Source organism: Anabaena sp. UHCC 0399 (assembly GCF_034931465.1).
Lineage (GTDB): Bacteria > Cyanobacteriota > Cyanobacteriia > Cyanobacteriales > Nostocaceae > Trichormus > Trichormus minutissimus.
In genome coordinates this window covers 49,277-63,776 of sequence record NZ_JAYGGZ010000043.1, presented here as the reverse complement: position 1 = coordinate 63,776, position 14,500 = coordinate 49,277, and the positions used below count along the sequence as shown (strand labels likewise).

Here is a 14,500-nt window from a genome sequence, read left to right as displayed (position 1 = left end):
GGGAGTTAGTTATCAGGGTGTATTCATTAAGATTAACATATATCAAGTATTATAAGATACCGTTTTAACTCTCCAGGCTCCATTAATATCCGTTGATGATAAGAGATTTTGCCCTATTTACCTTGTATTATTAATAGAAAAAACCCCTAGTCAGGTGTTAGCTAACGAGGGGATTTGAAGATCAAGGTGCATCTACCGATACATTTTTCTGGGCAGATGTCAACTAATCCGGATAAAGTTGTAAATGTAGAGAAAGCAAAGCCACTTATTTTAGAAACAATCAGTGGTCGAATCCATCTACAGTATCAAAAGGAGCAAAAAATCGAATTGAAACTTTCGCGTTTCAAATTAGATTTAGGAGGCGGACAGGAGAAGTTGTGACCCAGGAATTTCACATTTCCGTGACTCCAGTAGGGCAAAATGACTACTTGGTGCGGACGGAACAAGTCGCGCCTGGAGTCCCATTGGCAGAAGAACTAGTGACTTGGCCTGTGGCTGAATGGTTGGCATCTGCTGGGCATCTGATGAATGACCCATTGAAGATAATATTACAGGGAGAGACGATCGCCTCTAGTGCGATCGCCAAGAACTCTGTTAATTTAGTGGCATTGGGTCAGAAACTTTATAATGCACTGTTTCAAGGTACTCTCAGAGATAGTTGGATTACAGCCCAAGGTATTGCCCAGAATCAACAACAGGTACTGCGTCTGCGTTTGGGTCTGAAGGATAATAAGTTAGCACGTCTGCCGTGGGAAGTCATGCACGCAGGCGATCGCCCCTTAGCAACAGGCCCTTACATAGCTTTCTCTCGCTACCAAAGTGGTATTTCCCCAGCCTCCCGCTTCCCCTCTAGTAATAGAACTAAACTCCCGGATGATGGTGGAATTAGGGTTTTGATGGTATTGGCATCCCCCACGGATCAAAGTAGTTTGGATTTACTTAAACAAGAAGCCATTAAACTACGGGCTGAATTGCACCGTCAACTCCCTATATCCTTAGAGGATGGTCATTATCTACCAGACATTGAACTCACCTTGCTAGAACAACCTGGTAGGGAAGAATTAACCCAAGCTTTAGAACAAGGAAAATTTCATGTTCTCCACTACTCTGGTCACAGTAACATAGGGCCAAGCGGCGGGGAAATTTACCTTGTCAGCAATAGAACGGGTTTGACAGAAACCCTCAGTGGTAATGATTTAGCGGGATTGCTAGTTAATAACAACATCAAAATGGCGGTATTTAACTCCTGCTGGGGAACATACACCGCTACCACCGATATTCCTCAAGACTCATGGGAACGTAACTTGACAGAAAGCTTAGTCAAGCGCGGCATTCAGAGCGTTTTAGCAATGTCAGAAAGGATTCCTGATGAAGTGGCATTGACACTCACCCAACTATTTTACCGCAACCTCAGTCAAGGGTATCCCGTAGATTTATGTGTGAGTCGAGTCCGTCAGGGATTAATTTCCGCCTATGGTTCACATCAGCTGTACTGGGCATTACCAATTTTATATCTCCAGCCAGGATTTAAAGGCTTTCTATATCCAAAAACCGCTTCTCATAGCAGTGCCGATTCCTTGGCGGAGTATAGCCCACCTCTGACAGCAACTTCAACTACTACAGCAGCTTATTCTGCTGTAGTGGATGATGCGGAAATGTCTGTACCTATTGAGGGGATGATTCCCTCTGGGTTAGCCCGTGATAATTCTGGCTTAGACTGGCTAGGAGAAGATACTTGGGGTGATTTAGTCGATGAAATTGAGTACGATGATCCCAGCTATGCAGAAGATTGTGCTTTTGTGTCTGATATATTTCGCCAACTAGATCAGCAAACCTCTGAGGACGAAGTACCTGATCTCATAGAAGAAGTTAGACAGCAGATGCCAGATCATCGTCTCTCGGCAAGTCAAATGGCTGCTGCACCGAGAGAAACAGAGTCACCAAGAATATTACCTGTAACCAGCAATGGAACTGCCCAAAACTCGCCAACAAATTTGCAGAATTTACGTTTGTTATCATCAAGGACACGACAACGTCGTCAACAGTGGAGGATTTTAGCGATAATTGGCGCGGGTGCGATCGCTACTGTGTTAGGTTTTATTTGGTGGTGGCAAAATAGACAATCACTCTTACGTGACATTCCCTTCATCCCTACCCAGCCTTTATCCAGCCCAGTTCAAATTCCCACTGATATCAGGCAAATGCCTACACAGATGGTAACAACCATTGCTACAGAAAAATTAAATCAAGGTGACTTGGACGCAGGTTTAAAAGCTGTAGAAGAACTCTTAAATCGCAACGTACTACCTCCTGCGGAAACCGCCTTGAATTTGATTCCCTCCAAGCAAGCCCAAAAGGCATCTGTTAACTTTCTCAGGGGGCGATTAGTTTGGCAATTTCTGCAAACAGGAAACACAAAATACGGTATTGATGATGCCCGGCGTTACTGGGAAAATGCTGTTAAAGCTAATCCAGACTCGGTTTTATATAAGAACGCTTTAGGATTTGCCTACTATGCTGAAAGTAACGTAAATCGGGCTAATAATTCATGGTTTAGGGCTTCAAGTTTAGCACTCGAAGCGCAAAAGTCAGGTTCTCAGACAAAAGTACCTGATGATTTATTAACTTCCTATGCTGGTTTAGCCCTAGGACTATATAAATCTGCACAGAGTTTTTCAGGGAATAGACGAACTCAATATATTAACGAGGCTATAAAATTACGGCAAACGGTTCTAGAGAACGATCCGTTGAACTTCCAAATTAATAAATTAAGCAATAATTGGCTGTGGACAGAAGCAACTTTAGCAGATTGGCGATCGCTCCTTCAGGAAAAAAGGACTGAGAACTAGTACAAAAAATGAAGATTCAATGAATCTTGGCTAAACTATCACTCTAGTTAAGATTTGTAACTCACTTTTGGGAAGACTAGGTATGGTAATAATGCTAGTTCTAGCACAAGTCACTAGAACTATAAAATAATTTTTTCATTGCAAAAACCTGCCATACCACCTCAAGAGAAAAGGATGGAGATTATGCTTGCTATTCATAGCATGACTAGTGCTGATGATTTGAACCTGCAATTAGATTCGACCTTAAAAGAATTACCAATGTGGGAAATTCAAATTGAGCTAAATCTTCCCGGAAATAAATTAATTAAACATTTTGAGCAAGAGCCATTGTTGCCAGGAATCATCCTAACTCAGAATGAAACTTTTGTGGGGATGATGTCGCGGCGGAGATTTTTTGAGCATATGAGTCGCCCCTATAGTTTTGGACTGTTTTCGATGCGTCCTATCGAAACTCTATATAACTTCCTGCAACCTGATGTGTTCATACTTGATCAAGATATGCTGATTGTGGAAGCCACTCAGCTAGTATTGCAGCGATCGCCTGAACTTGTCTATGAACCAATTATCATTAAAACTCAATCTGGTAATTATGGCATAGTTGATTTTCATCAGTTACTCTTAGCTAATTCTCACATTCACTCTCTTACTCTCAATAAACTACAACGTGTAGAAGAACAATCTCAGCTAGCCAAGGCTGGATTTCGTGACTTAAAGAAGAACTATAGCCGACTATTACAAAATGAGAAAATGGCTGCTTTAGGTCAGTTGGTAGCAGGTATTGCCCATGAAGTAAATAATCCGATCAACTTTATTGCTGGTAATATTGCCCACGCGATTGACTACAGTCACAATTTACTTCATTTGATCAATTTATATCACAAATATTATCCACAGCCAGTAGACGAGATTAAAACTGCAATCTTTGAAAATGAATTAGATTTTATCGTCAAAGATTTACCTGATCTTTTAACTTCTATGCAAACTGGTTGCGAACGCATTACTCAGATTGTTCACTCCCTAAGAAATTTTTCGCGATTAGATGAATCTGACAGAAAAATAGTTGATATTCACGAAGGTATTGATAGTGCGCTGTTAATCTTACGAAGTCGGCTCAATCATCATAAAAATCACCAAAATATTAGCATTATTAAAAAATATGGCAATCTTCCTCTAGTAGATTGTTATGCTGGGTTACTCAATCAGGTATTTATGAATATTCTGACTAATGCTATTGATGCGTTGGAAGAGTCAATGGTGAATAGTCAACAGTTAGGACTAACTAAACCAGAAATTCGTATTTGCACTGAAAACACTAACAATCAGCACGTCATGATTCGCATAGCTGATAATGGTTTAGGCATTCCAGAAGATGTCAAAAAACGATTATTTGACCCATTTTTTACGACCAAACCTGTGGGTAAAGGCACTGGATTGGGGCTGTCTATCTGCTATCAAATCATTGTAGAAAAACACGGCGGACAGATGAATTGTGTATCAACTGTGGGAAAAGGGGCTGAGTTCATCATCAATATTCCAGTCAATAGTCATTAGCTACCTTGTTTCCCCAATCCCTAGTACGCTACGGCGGAAATAGAGCAACCATTTAAAATCCCTAAAAAGCCTATTGCATAATACTTTTGACTTTTGATTTTTGACTTTTGACTTCACGGCGGTACTAGTTACCTTGCATAGATTTACAGTTTCGTGTCAGGATGAATCTGCACTAGCCGATAGTATTTATTTTAACCAACAATCTTATGCTGAAAAAAATGATAGTTAGCATGATGCTGCTGACAGTGGGAGGAAACCTACTACTATGGACATCAAGTGTTAAGGCTAACTTCAACGGCAAACTAACCGTAGAAATTGATGGCTTGAAAAACCAAAACGGGCTAGTCTGCGTTAGTGTCTTTGCTAGCAGTCAAGGATTTCCCAACGATCGCCAACGTGTTGTCAGCAATCAATGTAGTAAAATTAGCGAAACTCCCTTAAAAATTACCTTTGATAACTTACAAGCAGGTAGTTATGCTGTCGCTGCAATTCACGATCAAAATAGCGATCGCACTCTCAATAGAAATCTTATAGGTATGCCCACCGAAGGCTTTGGCTTTTCCAGAAACCCCGAAATTCGCACTAGTCCACCCAAATTTGGTGATGCAGCCTTTTTCTTAGCTGGGCCAAATACTAGTATCCAAATCCGGTTGAAATATTTCTAAATAGGAGACTATTAAAGTTGATTCCGGGCTTTGAGTTGCAGATATCTTTCCACTAACTGATCACTAATTTGGTTAGCTGGCGCATCTAGTACCAACACACCTTTTTGCTTTAACTTAGCAAAAGCCACCTGACGCTGTGCTAATAAATCTAAAGCCACTGCACGAGTGTAAGCTTGCGTCACATCATCAGTAAAAGTGTGAGCTAGATTATCTACTTTGGGATCTCTCAGGGTGACGCAAAATGGTAGATAGCGGGGTGCTAACCGAGACAACGCCGCCAGCAGTTCAGTAGAAGCGGTGACATCTACTAAGTCTGTAATAATTACCACCAGTGATCGCCTAGTTTGTTTCTGCACTACATGAGTTACAGCCCCCAAGTAGTCTGATTCTAATAAAACTGGTTGAATTGGGGTTAAACGGTCGATGAGTTGATTTAAATGATGTTGTCCCCGTTCTGGTGGCATCCATGTGTGCATTTGGTTATCAAATACACCCACACCAACGCGATCGCCTCGGTGTAATCCCGCTAAGGCGAGAGATAAGGTTGCATTCAAACCCCAGTCGAAGCGTTGCAAACCCTGTACCTGAGCCGTCATCAATCGCCCACGGTCTAGTAAAATCAATAAGGTTTGTTCCTGTTCTGGTTCTAGTACCCGCACCAAAGGCGGTGTATTTCCATGTGTCCCCACGCGCCTAGCTGTAGCTTTCCAATCAATCAAGCGCAAATCATCACCAGTGCGATAGTTCCGCAATTCGGCAAATTCTGTACCAATACCTAATCGCTTGGATTGGCGGATAGCACCAGATGATTGTAATGTCAGGCGGATAGAGAGCGATCGCAATCCGATTAAATCAGGATAAACTTTAGCTGTGGTAGCGTGGCGAATCTGCCAATCATCCCAAGCCAAACCCCAAGGACTTAATTGTCTGACTTGAATATTCCCCCAATTAAATTCGCCGCGCTGTTTGGGGTAGACGGTGTAGGTTAGTTCTTGGGTAGTGTTGACAACAACAGTGGTATTTAATGTAGGTGTGGATACGCCAAAATCTGCGGGGTAATAGTCGCGTATTTGAATGATGGCGTTAGTTTTCTCCGATGTGATTGTCAGTACAACCGGATTATCCCGTCCAATAGAAAAGCGGGATGGTAACTGGCGAGTGATTTGCACCCGCAGAGGCTTGACACGCAAACCATCGATAACCATTAAAGCTAAGACAGCGATATCAAAGATGAGGGTGATAGTGATGCTAGCGGAAATGGTGATGAAAAAGGATAATAGGAGAGCGATCGCTAAACCCAAAAGTAATAATAAATAAACTCGTTTAGCAGCAACCATAAATTTTTTTGTAAAACTCGATTATATCTGCCATTGGGGAAGGGGTATAGGGGTTTAAGGGTTTATGGGTCACCCTAAATTTCTATATTTCCATCGTGTTTTTACTTAGCCTAAAAAATAACTGTTGTTACATTCAGTGTAATTTATAACTAACTGGACAAGACAGCAAAAATCAAGCTAGCATCTCAAAGAGGTGAAAAGCCTATAAATCAAGCTTTGTTTCAGTAGTATTTGCATTTGTGTTAAGTATTTTCTGGGTTTACCGCAAATACCGTAGTATTTATCAACAAAAAACACATGATTGTGCTGTTTTCTTTACAACTACTTCATAAAGCTAGGGTAAATTTAGAACAATAAGTAAAGATACTACTTTGGCGTAGCTGTGTTTTTTATGAGGTGTTATATATTATCGAGAGGTTAATCAAGACCAGCTTTAAGTAATCTAACTGGAACAAAAATGTCAGCACAGCTAATAATATCTGAGCATTCCAGGATAGTAGTGAGTAAAGAACAGGTTTACTCAGAGCTACAGGGAGAAGCCGTTATTCTTGATATCAAGTCGGGAGTTTACTACGGATTGAATCAGGTAGGGGCTAGCATCTGGAATTTTATTCAAGTTCCCAAAACTGTGGAGGAAATTCAAGCCGCATTGCTAGCAGAATATGATGTTGAACCGGAAACTTGCGAACATGAAGTTTCTGTTCTACTGCAAGATTTAGCAGCTAAGGGACTGATAGATATTACTAATGACGCGTCTGCTTAAGTTTTTGCGCCTCAATCATAGCGAACGCTATTTGCTGATCAATACTTTGATTTTATTAGGGTTGATCAATTTAGGATTGTGGTTACTACCCTTTAGCACCTTACGACGACTTCTAAATAGGATAAGTCAACCAAACTCTAGAGTATCACAACCTTCTGTGCATAAAATTATCTGGGCTGTTGATGTCAGCACTAATTTTATACCAGGAGCGAAGTGTTTAGCTCGTGCTTTGACCTGCCAAGTTTTTATGGTTCAAAGCGGTTACTCTCCTGAACTCCGCATTGGAGTTGCTAAGAATGAGGAAGGAAAACTAAAAGCTCATGCTTGGATAGAGAATCAGGGAAAAGTTGTGATTGGCTATCTCTCTAATCTCTCATCCTATACACCCCTACCAACTTTGCCGAGGAATTTACTATGAGCGGTATTGTCGGGATCTACCAACTGAATGGACAACCAGTAGACCATGAGCAACTCACCCGAATGGTAGATGCGATCGCTCATAGGGGGCCAGATGGGGCAGATGTATGGTGTTCTGGATCTGTAGGCTTGGGTCATCGAATGCTTTGGACTACTCCTGAGTCTTTGCAGGAGAAGTTACCCATGCTCAATCCAGTCGGGAATTTAGTGCTTACAGCCGATATCAGGGTAGATAATCGCGATGAACTAATCTCTGCATTGCAAATCAAGCATTATCCAGCCGAAAAAATCACGGATAGTTATTTGGTGTTGGCTGCTTATGAACAATGGGGTGAGCAGTGTCCCAAACATCTCATTGGTGATTTTGCTTTTGCGATTTGGGATGAGCGCAAACAGCAGCTTTTTTGTGCTAGGGATGCGATGGGAGTTAAACCCTTCTATTACTACAGGTTTGAGCAAACATTTATCTTTGCGTCTGAGATTAAAGCCCTGTTGACATTCCCTGGTGTTCCTTGCCAGATTAACGAAGCAATGGTTGCAGATTATCTGGCAAAAATTCTGTTTTGCGGTCGCAAGGAAGATTCATTTTATACTGATATTCGTGAACTACGGGCGGCGGAAAGTTTAACTATTAGTCCCAATCGGACTGAAATTAAGTCTTATTGGTGTCCCGATCTTACCTATGAACTGAATTTATCCTCAGATGAGCAATATGTAGAAGCTTTTCGAGAAATTTTTATGGAAGCAGTCCGTTGTCGTTTGCGGACTGCTTTTCCGATTGGTTCTACCCTCAGTGGTGGTTTAGATTCTTCTTCAATTGCGTGTACTGCTAGGCAATTGTTAGCCCAAGAAGGTAGACAAAAATTACATACGTTCTCAGCAATTTTTCCGAGTTTGGCGGAGATATCACCCAAAATTGATGAACGTCCTTACATGGCGGCTGTGTTAGCTCAAGGTGGCTATCAGGCTCACGATGTCCATGCAGATCAATTAAGTCCTTTGATGGATTTGAAACAAGTTTATTTGCATGGTGAAGAACCAATCCCCGCCCCAAATTTCTATATGGATTGGGCTGTTTTTAAGGCTGCATCTGAGCAGAATTTACGGGTTTTGTTCACTGGGATTGATGGTGATACGACAATTACCTATGGATTCCAATATTTATCAGAGTTAGCGGCTTCTTTTAGATGGCTGAAGTTGATGGAAGAAGGAACGGCTTTAGCCAAGGTGTGGAAGAAATCCGCGCGTCATGTGATTTGGAACTATGGTTTGAAGTCAGTTGTACCAGAACCAATTGTAGAAGTTTTGCAAAGACTGCGCGGTAATTACCAAACAGATGACTCACTAGAAGAATCTTTAACACTACTCAATCCAGAATTTGCTCAACGCCTTGGTATGGCGGAACGGATGCAAACAGAGACAGTGAAATCTTTAATGGATCAAAGGTCTTCCATGTCAGCTAGGGAAGCGCACTGGCTAGCACTAAACAATGGTTCGGTGAGATATGCTTTGCAATGGTTAGATAAAACCGCAGCCGCCTTTTCTTTGGAAGCTCGCCATCCATTTTGCGATCGCCGTTTGGTAGAATTTTGTTTAGCTCTCCCCTCTAGTCAAAAATTACACAAGGGTTGGACACGCTCAATTTTACGGAGAGCGATGGAGGGAATTTTACCCAAGGACGTACAATGGCGGCTAGGTAAGGGTAATCTAGGGGCTAACTTCCGGCTCAGACTACTGGGAGACGAAAGAGCAACTCTTGAGCAGGTAATTTTTCAAGAGTCACATTTGATAGAAAACTATGTAAATATACCCAAATTACAATCAGCATACTCCCGCTATGCTGCTAATCCTAATGCCGCAGACCCAGAATCGGTAGATATTTTCGTCGCTGTCAATCTCGCCTTATGGATTAAACAGTCAGGTGTAACAGCACCCACTAATCACTAAATAGTATATTCACTGGAGGAGGAGCATGAAAAATTACGAGTTAGCTACTAGGGGTTTTGTTTAAAATCTCTAGTTATCAACAAATGTACTAGATTTGAGTACATCCAAAAAAAGGAAGTTAAGCAATGAATACAACTAAAAAAGTTTGGACAGCACCTGCTGTCACCGTCTATGGCAATGTTGAAGCAATCACAGAACAAGTTAAGCCTAAAAAACTAGGTGCTTCTGACGACTTTGGTGTTGCTGGTGTAAGTGACGCTTAGTCGTAACTACTTACGTATTTCTTGACTAAGCGATCGCAGATCCCTATGATGATGAGCGTGTTTCCCTAATTAGCGCGCAGACTCACTTAATTCACAAACAGGAGTAGAGTTCATGAGTAAGAAAGTTTGGACAGTACCTACCGTCACAGTCTACGGTAACGTTGAAGCGATCACAGAACAAGTTAAGCCCAAAAAACTAGGCGCATCTGACGACTTTGGCGTTTCTGGTGTAAGTGACGCTTAGAGGAATCTGTCTGAGGATAACCGGCTAATAGTATCCCCAGACAAACTTCCTGGACTGATACCAATTCCCAATCCAAAATTAAGAAACTCAGATGTAGTTAGTTTTCCCGACTTCCATCTGTGCCTTAATTTTGGAAGATTTGGCATGACCGTGTTTCAATCATAGCTATCACAAGCTCCAAGAGCAACTCATGCTGCTTGGAGCTGCATTGCACATATCAAAAATACTTTAAATATGATGAGATTGCGAAATGTATAAATACTTTGCGTATGGTTTAGGTATACATTCCAATCTAGTTTTACCAGAGTTACTGGAATTGGATACGGAATGTGATATTACTGTCACAGTTAAGAGTAGTAGCCAGGGATATGTCGAGCCTTCTCAGCCTAGGGAATATCTCAAAGTGTCGCCACAAGAAACGATGGTTGCAATGAAGGGTGTGGGTATATTCCACATCATCAACGGTGCAGAAGTGATTGTCACTCCCGCACCCAATGCAGATCAACGACTGATGCAATTGTGCCTTTCTGGTAGTGCGATGGGTATTTCGCTCTATCAAAGAGGATTTTCGCTCATCTTACACGCTAGTGCAGTAGCAGTTGATCACCAAGTTATCTGTTTTCTGGGACATTCTGGTGCGGGGAAATCTTCAGCCGCAGCAGCGATGCTGGCGCGTGGTCACAAAATTGTTTCTGATGATATTGTACCTGTAATTTTAGAATCTCCAGTTAAGGTAGTTCCTGGCTATCCCCAAATGAAGATGAGTCCAGAAGTTGCTACTACGTGTGGATATGATTTGGAATCGTTGATTTATCTGCATCCTTTGTTGGGAGAGTATGGTTATCGCCGTGAGCAAGATTTTGCTTGTAAGCCACAACAATTGCATAGTCTCTATGTACTTGTGGATAGTGATGAGTTGGCAATTGAGGAAGTGCGGTCGCAAGGGGCGATATTAGAATTAATTACTAACTCTTATGGTATTTGTTCTTTGCAGCAAGCTTTCAACCGTGAACAGCATCTGAGTCAATGTGTGGAACTGTTGAGGAGTATACCTATTTATAAGCTCAAAAGACCCCGGTCTTTACCTCTGTTATCTGAGGTGGCTAAGTATGTGGAGGATCATGTGCAGTGTCAGATGGGGAATTTTAAACGCAAAGTGGCGCGGAGGTTTACGCAAAGTGGCGCGGAGGTTTGTTAGAGGTGATGGTGAGAAAGTTAGGGAAGCTTCTGGGAACGCTGCGTCTTTTGCCTGCATTGCGTTTGGTATGGCAAAGTAGTCCTCGGTGGGCGATCGCGCGTACAGTATTGTTGGTGATTCAGGGTATATTACCTCTGATATCTATATATATAGCTAAACTGATTATAGATACGGTGGCTGCTAGTTTTACAATTGCCGATAAAACTGCAACTGTTAGTCAAGTTATTTTCTTAATTGTTCTCGCTGGTGCAGTTACTATTACAACTGTGATCTGTAATGCTTTGGCTGAGTTGGTAAATAATGCCCATTCCCAGAAGGTGACAGACTACATTCAAGATATTCTCCATGCTAAGTCTATAGAAGCTGACCTGGAATACTACGAAAATTCCCACTATTACGACACTATGCAACGAGCGCAACAAGAAGCTCGTTATCGACCACCCTTAATTATCAATCGTCTAGCACAACTAGGACAAAGTAGTATTTCCTTATTAGGGATGATTGGTTTATTGCTGTCGTTACATTGGTCTATTGCTGGGGTGCTGATTGTGATATCTCTTCCAGCTATGCTAGTGCGAGTTAAATATGCTCGTGTGATGTATGATTGGCGACGCAAGAAAACTGGAATGGAACGCCTATCAGAGTATTTGGGTTGGATACTGACATCGGAGCAATTTGCTAAAGAAATTCGCTTGTTTAGTCTAGGAGATTATTTTGGTAAATGGTATCTCCGTATTAGAAGGCAAATCTACAAAGAAAGCATAGCTATTGACACTAGACGCGCTTTTGGTAACTTTATCGCCCAAACAATATCAGGAATTGTAGTTTTAGGGGTATTTGCGTTTATTATTTTTCAGACTATTCAAGGTGTCCTACGTATAGGAGATTTAGTGTTATATTCCCAAGCATTACAGCGTGGGGAAAGTGATATTAAAAACTTGTTGAGTAGTCTATCGGCTCTTTATGAAGACAACCTATTTTTAGCTAATCTTTACGAGTTTCTGGAACTAAAACCTAAGTTGGCTGACCCTGTAAATCCCGTCCTTTTTCCAGAAGTTATCCAGACTGGTATTGTTGTGCGAAATGTTGGGTTTAAATATGCCAACAGTACCCGTCAAGCAATTAGAGATGTCAACTTGACTATTCGACCAGGGGAAGTTGTGGCTTTAGTTGGTGAAAATGGGTCAGGTAAAACTACATTAATTAAACTTTTATGCAGGTTGTATGACCCTACGACAGGTTCAATTACTGTTGATGGGATAGACTTAAGAGAATTTAAAATAGCAGAATTACGCCGCGAAATTAGCGTGATTTTCCAAGATTATGCCAAGTATAATTTCACAGCCCAGGAAAATATTTGGTTTGGCAACATTGACTTACCACCAGAACCAGAAAATATTATTGCTGCCGCGCGACGTTCCGGTGCTGATGATGTGATTTCCAAATTACCCCAAGGTTATGATACTACCCTCGGTCAATTGTTTTCACAAGGAGAAGAACTGAGTATTGGTCAGTGGCAAAAAGTTGCTTTAGCCAGGGCATTTTTAAGAAATTCCCAGTTAATTGTCCTGGATGAACCTACCAGTGCAATGGATCCCAAAGCTGAGTATGAAGTGTTTGAAAAATTCCGCCAATTAATCAAAGACCAATCTGCAATTTTGATTAGTCATCGCCTATCTACCGTGAAAATGAGCGATCGCATTTACGTCATGGACAATGGCACTATTGTGGAAAGCGGAACTCATGATCAACTCATGCAGATGAATGGGACTTACGCCTATTTGTTTGAAACTCAAGCGCAGCAATATCGGATATAGCTTGTATTAGCACCTTTGTTAAAATTGTAGATACTGCCTTCCGCAACATCAAAGGATTGACATTCGTGAAACTTTGATTCGTGTAGTACGTCCTGCCAATTAAATAAGGTTCTGTGGAAAATTCCTAAACGTGAAACAAGAGCAGGTGTGATTTCTGCATTTGCTAATCTACAACCTTGAGCAATCCTCTTTGTATACCATCAAATATTCTACTGATTTGTTGCCGTTCTCTTTCATTTAGCCCTTCTTTAGATAGCAGTGTAGACATGAGTAACTGCTGATCACGTCGGGTAATTCTGCCAATAGCAAATATGCGCTCCAAAACTGTCTCTAAAGACATTGGGGTTGAGTTACTGGTAGCTTGCATATTCCTCACCAAAACTTTATGTTTTTCAAACTAAGTTATCTCAAAATAACAATTTTTTATAAAGTGTGACATTAGTGGCTCTACGGAATCACTTAAGCTCAATAGTTATGGCTGTTATGCCTCCTCTGATACTCGCCTTTTCGGTAGAATGACTAGGCAGATTAGCAAGAAATAGGTCAAAGCTCATGGCTAATGCAAAGATTGGGATTATTGGTGGTAGCGGTTTATATAAAATGGAAGCCCTAAAAGATGTGGAAGAGGCGCAAATTGAAACGCCTTTTGGTTCACCTTCTGATGCGTTAATTATGGGGAGTTTGGATGGAGTGCGAGTAGCCTTTTTAGCGCGTCATGGTCGTAATCATACGCTGTTACCTTCAGAGTTACCCTTCCGTGCCAATATCTATGCCATGAAGCAACTAGGTGTAGAGTATTTAATCTCGGCTAGTGCGGTGGGTTCTTTGAAAGCAGAAGCAAAACCACTGGATATGGTAGTCCCAGATCAGTTTATAGATAGAACCAAAAATCGGGTTTCTACATTCTTTGGGGAAGGGATTGTGGCACATATTGCCTTTGGTGAGCCGATTTGTCAAAATTTAGCAGGGGTTTTAGGGGAGGCGATCGCATCTTTAAATTTACCAGATGTCACTCTGCATCGTGGTGGTACTTATGTTTGTATGGAAGGGCCAGCATTCTCCACTAAAGCCGAATCAAATCTTTATCGCAGTTGGGGTGCAACCGTCATTGGTATGACCAATTTACCAGAAGCTAAATTAGCCAGGGAAGCCGAAATTGCCTATGCAACCTTAGCATTAGTGACAGATTATGATTGTTGGCATCCAGATCATGATAGCGTCACAGTAGAGATGGTAATTGCGAATTTACAACGTAATGCCGTTAACGCTCAAAAAGTGATTCAAGAAACTGTCCGCCGCTTGAGTGAAAATCCACCCACCAGCGACGCACACTCAGCTTTGAAATATGCCATTTTGACAAACTTAGCTAAAGCACCAGCAGAGACAAAAGAGAAGTTGGGTTTGTTGTTAAAGAAATATTTGTAGACTTCTCGTAACTCAATTTTGGTT

Annotated in this window: 13 protein-coding genes; 11 read left to right on the top strand and 2 right to left on the bottom strand. The window is 41.4% G+C overall.

Annotated elements, in window-relative coordinates; all coding sequences use genetic code 11:
* Positions 1-377 precede the first annotated feature (377 nt).
* From hetF to VB693_RS21160, 3 genes are all read left to right on the top strand, one after another.
* The gene (gene hetF / locus VB693_RS21170; RefSeq protein WP_323267989.1) at positions 378-2,849 is read left to right on the top strand and encodes a cell division protein HetF; all 2,472 of its coding nucleotides are present in this window, start codon (positions 378-380) and stop codon (positions 2,847-2,849) included.
* 183 nt (positions 2,850-3,032) lie between these two features.
* On the top strand, positions 3,033-4,400 hold the full coding sequence (locus tag VB693_RS21165; protein WP_323267988.1) for a sensor histidine kinase: 1,368 nt from the start codon (positions 3,033-3,035) through the stop codon (positions 4,398-4,400).
* A gap of 206 nt (positions 4,401-4,606) precedes the next feature.
* Positions 4,607-5,065, top strand: a complete 459-nt coding sequence (locus tag VB693_RS21160) for a DUF2141 domain-containing protein (RefSeq protein WP_323267987.1) — start codon at positions 4,607-4,609, stop codon at positions 5,063-5,065.
* Positions 5,066-5,076: 11 nt separating this feature from the next.
* Here VB693_RS21160 and VB693_RS21155 read toward each other — a convergent pair whose 3' ends face one another.
* Positions 5,077-6,402, bottom strand: coding sequence for a DUF58 domain-containing protein (locus tag VB693_RS21155; protein WP_323267986.1), 1,326 nt, complete (start codon positions 6,400-6,402; stop codon positions 5,077-5,079).
* A 457-nt stretch (positions 6,403-6,859) separates the two neighbouring features.
* Between VB693_RS21155 and VB693_RS21150 the strand changes: the two genes are divergently transcribed.
* The 7 genes from VB693_RS21150 (at position 6,860) to VB693_RS21120 (ending at position 13,051) form a co-directional block, all read left to right on the top strand.
* The gene (locus VB693_RS21150) at positions 6,860-7,165 is read left to right on the top strand and encodes a lasso peptide biosynthesis PqqD family chaperone (protein ID WP_323267985.1); all 306 of its coding nucleotides are present in this window, start codon (positions 6,860-6,862) and stop codon (positions 7,163-7,165) included.
* Complete coding sequence (locus tag VB693_RS21145; protein WP_323267984.1) at positions 7,149-7,583, top strand: lasso peptide biosynthesis B2 protein; 435 nt, start codon at positions 7,149-7,151, stop codon at positions 7,581-7,583. The genes VB693_RS21150 and VB693_RS21145 overlap by 17 nt, the downstream gene beginning before the upstream one ends.
* The gene (locus VB693_RS21140; protein ID WP_323267983.1) at positions 7,580-9,529 is read left to right on the top strand and encodes a lasso peptide isopeptide bond-forming cyclase; all 1,950 of its coding nucleotides are present in this window, start codon (positions 7,580-7,582) and stop codon (positions 9,527-9,529) included. The genes VB693_RS21145 and VB693_RS21140 overlap by 4 nt, the downstream gene beginning before the upstream one ends.
* A gap of 125 nt (positions 9,530-9,654) precedes the next feature.
* Positions 9,655-9,792 carry a hypothetical protein gene (locus VB693_RS21135; RefSeq protein ID WP_323267982.1) on the top strand — a complete coding sequence of 46 codons (138 nt, stop codon included), beginning with the start codon at positions 9,655-9,657 and terminating at the stop codon, positions 9,790-9,792.
* A 112-nt stretch (positions 9,793-9,904) separates the two neighbouring features.
* Positions 9,905-10,036 (top strand): hypothetical protein, encoded by a 132-nt coding sequence (locus VB693_RS21130; protein ID WP_277880790.1) that lies wholly within the window; start codon positions 9,905-9,907, stop codon positions 10,034-10,036.
* A gap of 250 nt (positions 10,037-10,286) precedes the next feature.
* Complete coding sequence (locus tag VB693_RS21125) at positions 10,287-11,234, top strand: hypothetical protein (protein ID WP_323267981.1); 948 nt, start codon at positions 10,287-10,289, stop codon at positions 11,232-11,234.
* 5 nt (positions 11,235-11,239) lie between these two features.
* Complete coding sequence (locus tag VB693_RS21120; protein WP_323267980.1) at positions 11,240-13,051, top strand: ABC transporter ATP-binding protein; 1,812 nt, start codon at positions 11,240-11,242, stop codon at positions 13,049-13,051.
* Positions 13,052-13,214: 163 nt separating this feature from the next.
* On the opposite strand, the gene VB693_RS21115 is transcribed toward VB693_RS21120, so the two are convergent.
* On the bottom strand, positions 13,215-13,418 hold the full coding sequence (locus VB693_RS21115) for a hypothetical protein (protein ID WP_323267979.1): 204 nt from the start codon (positions 13,416-13,418) through the stop codon (positions 13,215-13,217).
* A 185-nt stretch (positions 13,419-13,603) separates the two neighbouring features.
* Here VB693_RS21115 and VB693_RS21110 point away from each other — a divergent pair, with 185 nt between their 5' ends.
* Positions 13,604-14,476: an S-methyl-5'-thioadenosine phosphorylase gene (locus tag VB693_RS21110; protein ID WP_323267978.1), complete on the top strand. Its 873-nt coding sequence runs from the start codon at positions 13,604-13,606 to the stop codon at positions 14,474-14,476.
* Positions 14,477-14,500 lie beyond the last annotated feature (24 nt).

Coding starts and splice junctions, on each gene's coding strand:
- VB693_RS21140 (WP_323267983.1), top strand. CDS start 7,580: ATGAGCGGTATTGTCGGGATCTACCAACTGAATGGACAACCAGTAGAC.
- VB693_RS21155 (WP_323267986.1), bottom strand. CDS start 6,402: ATGGTTGCTGCTAAACGAGTTTATTTATTATTACTTTTGGGTTTAGCG.
- VB693_RS21125 (WP_323267981.1), top strand. CDS start 10,287: ATGTATAAATACTTTGCGTATGGTTTAGGTATACATTCCAATCTAGTT.
- VB693_RS21130 (WP_277880790.1), top strand. CDS start 9,905: ATGAGTAAGAAAGTTTGGACAGTACCTACCGTCACAGTCTACGGTAAC.
- VB693_RS21145 (WP_323267984.1), top strand. CDS start 7,149: ATGACGCGTCTGCTTAAGTTTTTGCGCCTCAATCATAGCGAACGCTAT.
- VB693_RS21165 (WP_323267988.1), top strand. CDS start 3,033: ATGCTTGCTATTCATAGCATGACTAGTGCTGATGATTTGAACCTGCAA.
- VB693_RS21150 (WP_323267985.1), top strand. CDS start 6,860: ATGTCAGCACAGCTAATAATATCTGAGCATTCCAGGATAGTAGTGAGT.
- VB693_RS21120 (WP_323267980.1), top strand. CDS start 11,240: ATGGTGAGAAAGTTAGGGAAGCTTCTGGGAACGCTGCGTCTTTTGCCT.
- VB693_RS21135 (WP_323267982.1), top strand. CDS start 9,655: ATGAATACAACTAAAAAAGTTTGGACAGCACCTGCTGTCACCGTCTAT.
- VB693_RS21110 (WP_323267978.1), top strand. CDS start 13,604: ATGGCTAATGCAAAGATTGGGATTATTGGTGGTAGCGGTTTATATAAA.
- VB693_RS21160 (WP_323267987.1), top strand. CDS start 4,607: ATGCTGAAAAAAATGATAGTTAGCATGATGCTGCTGACAGTGGGAGGA.
- VB693_RS21115 (WP_323267979.1), bottom strand. CDS start 13,418: ATGCAAGCTACCAGTAACTCAACCCCAATGTCTTTAGAGACAGTTTTG.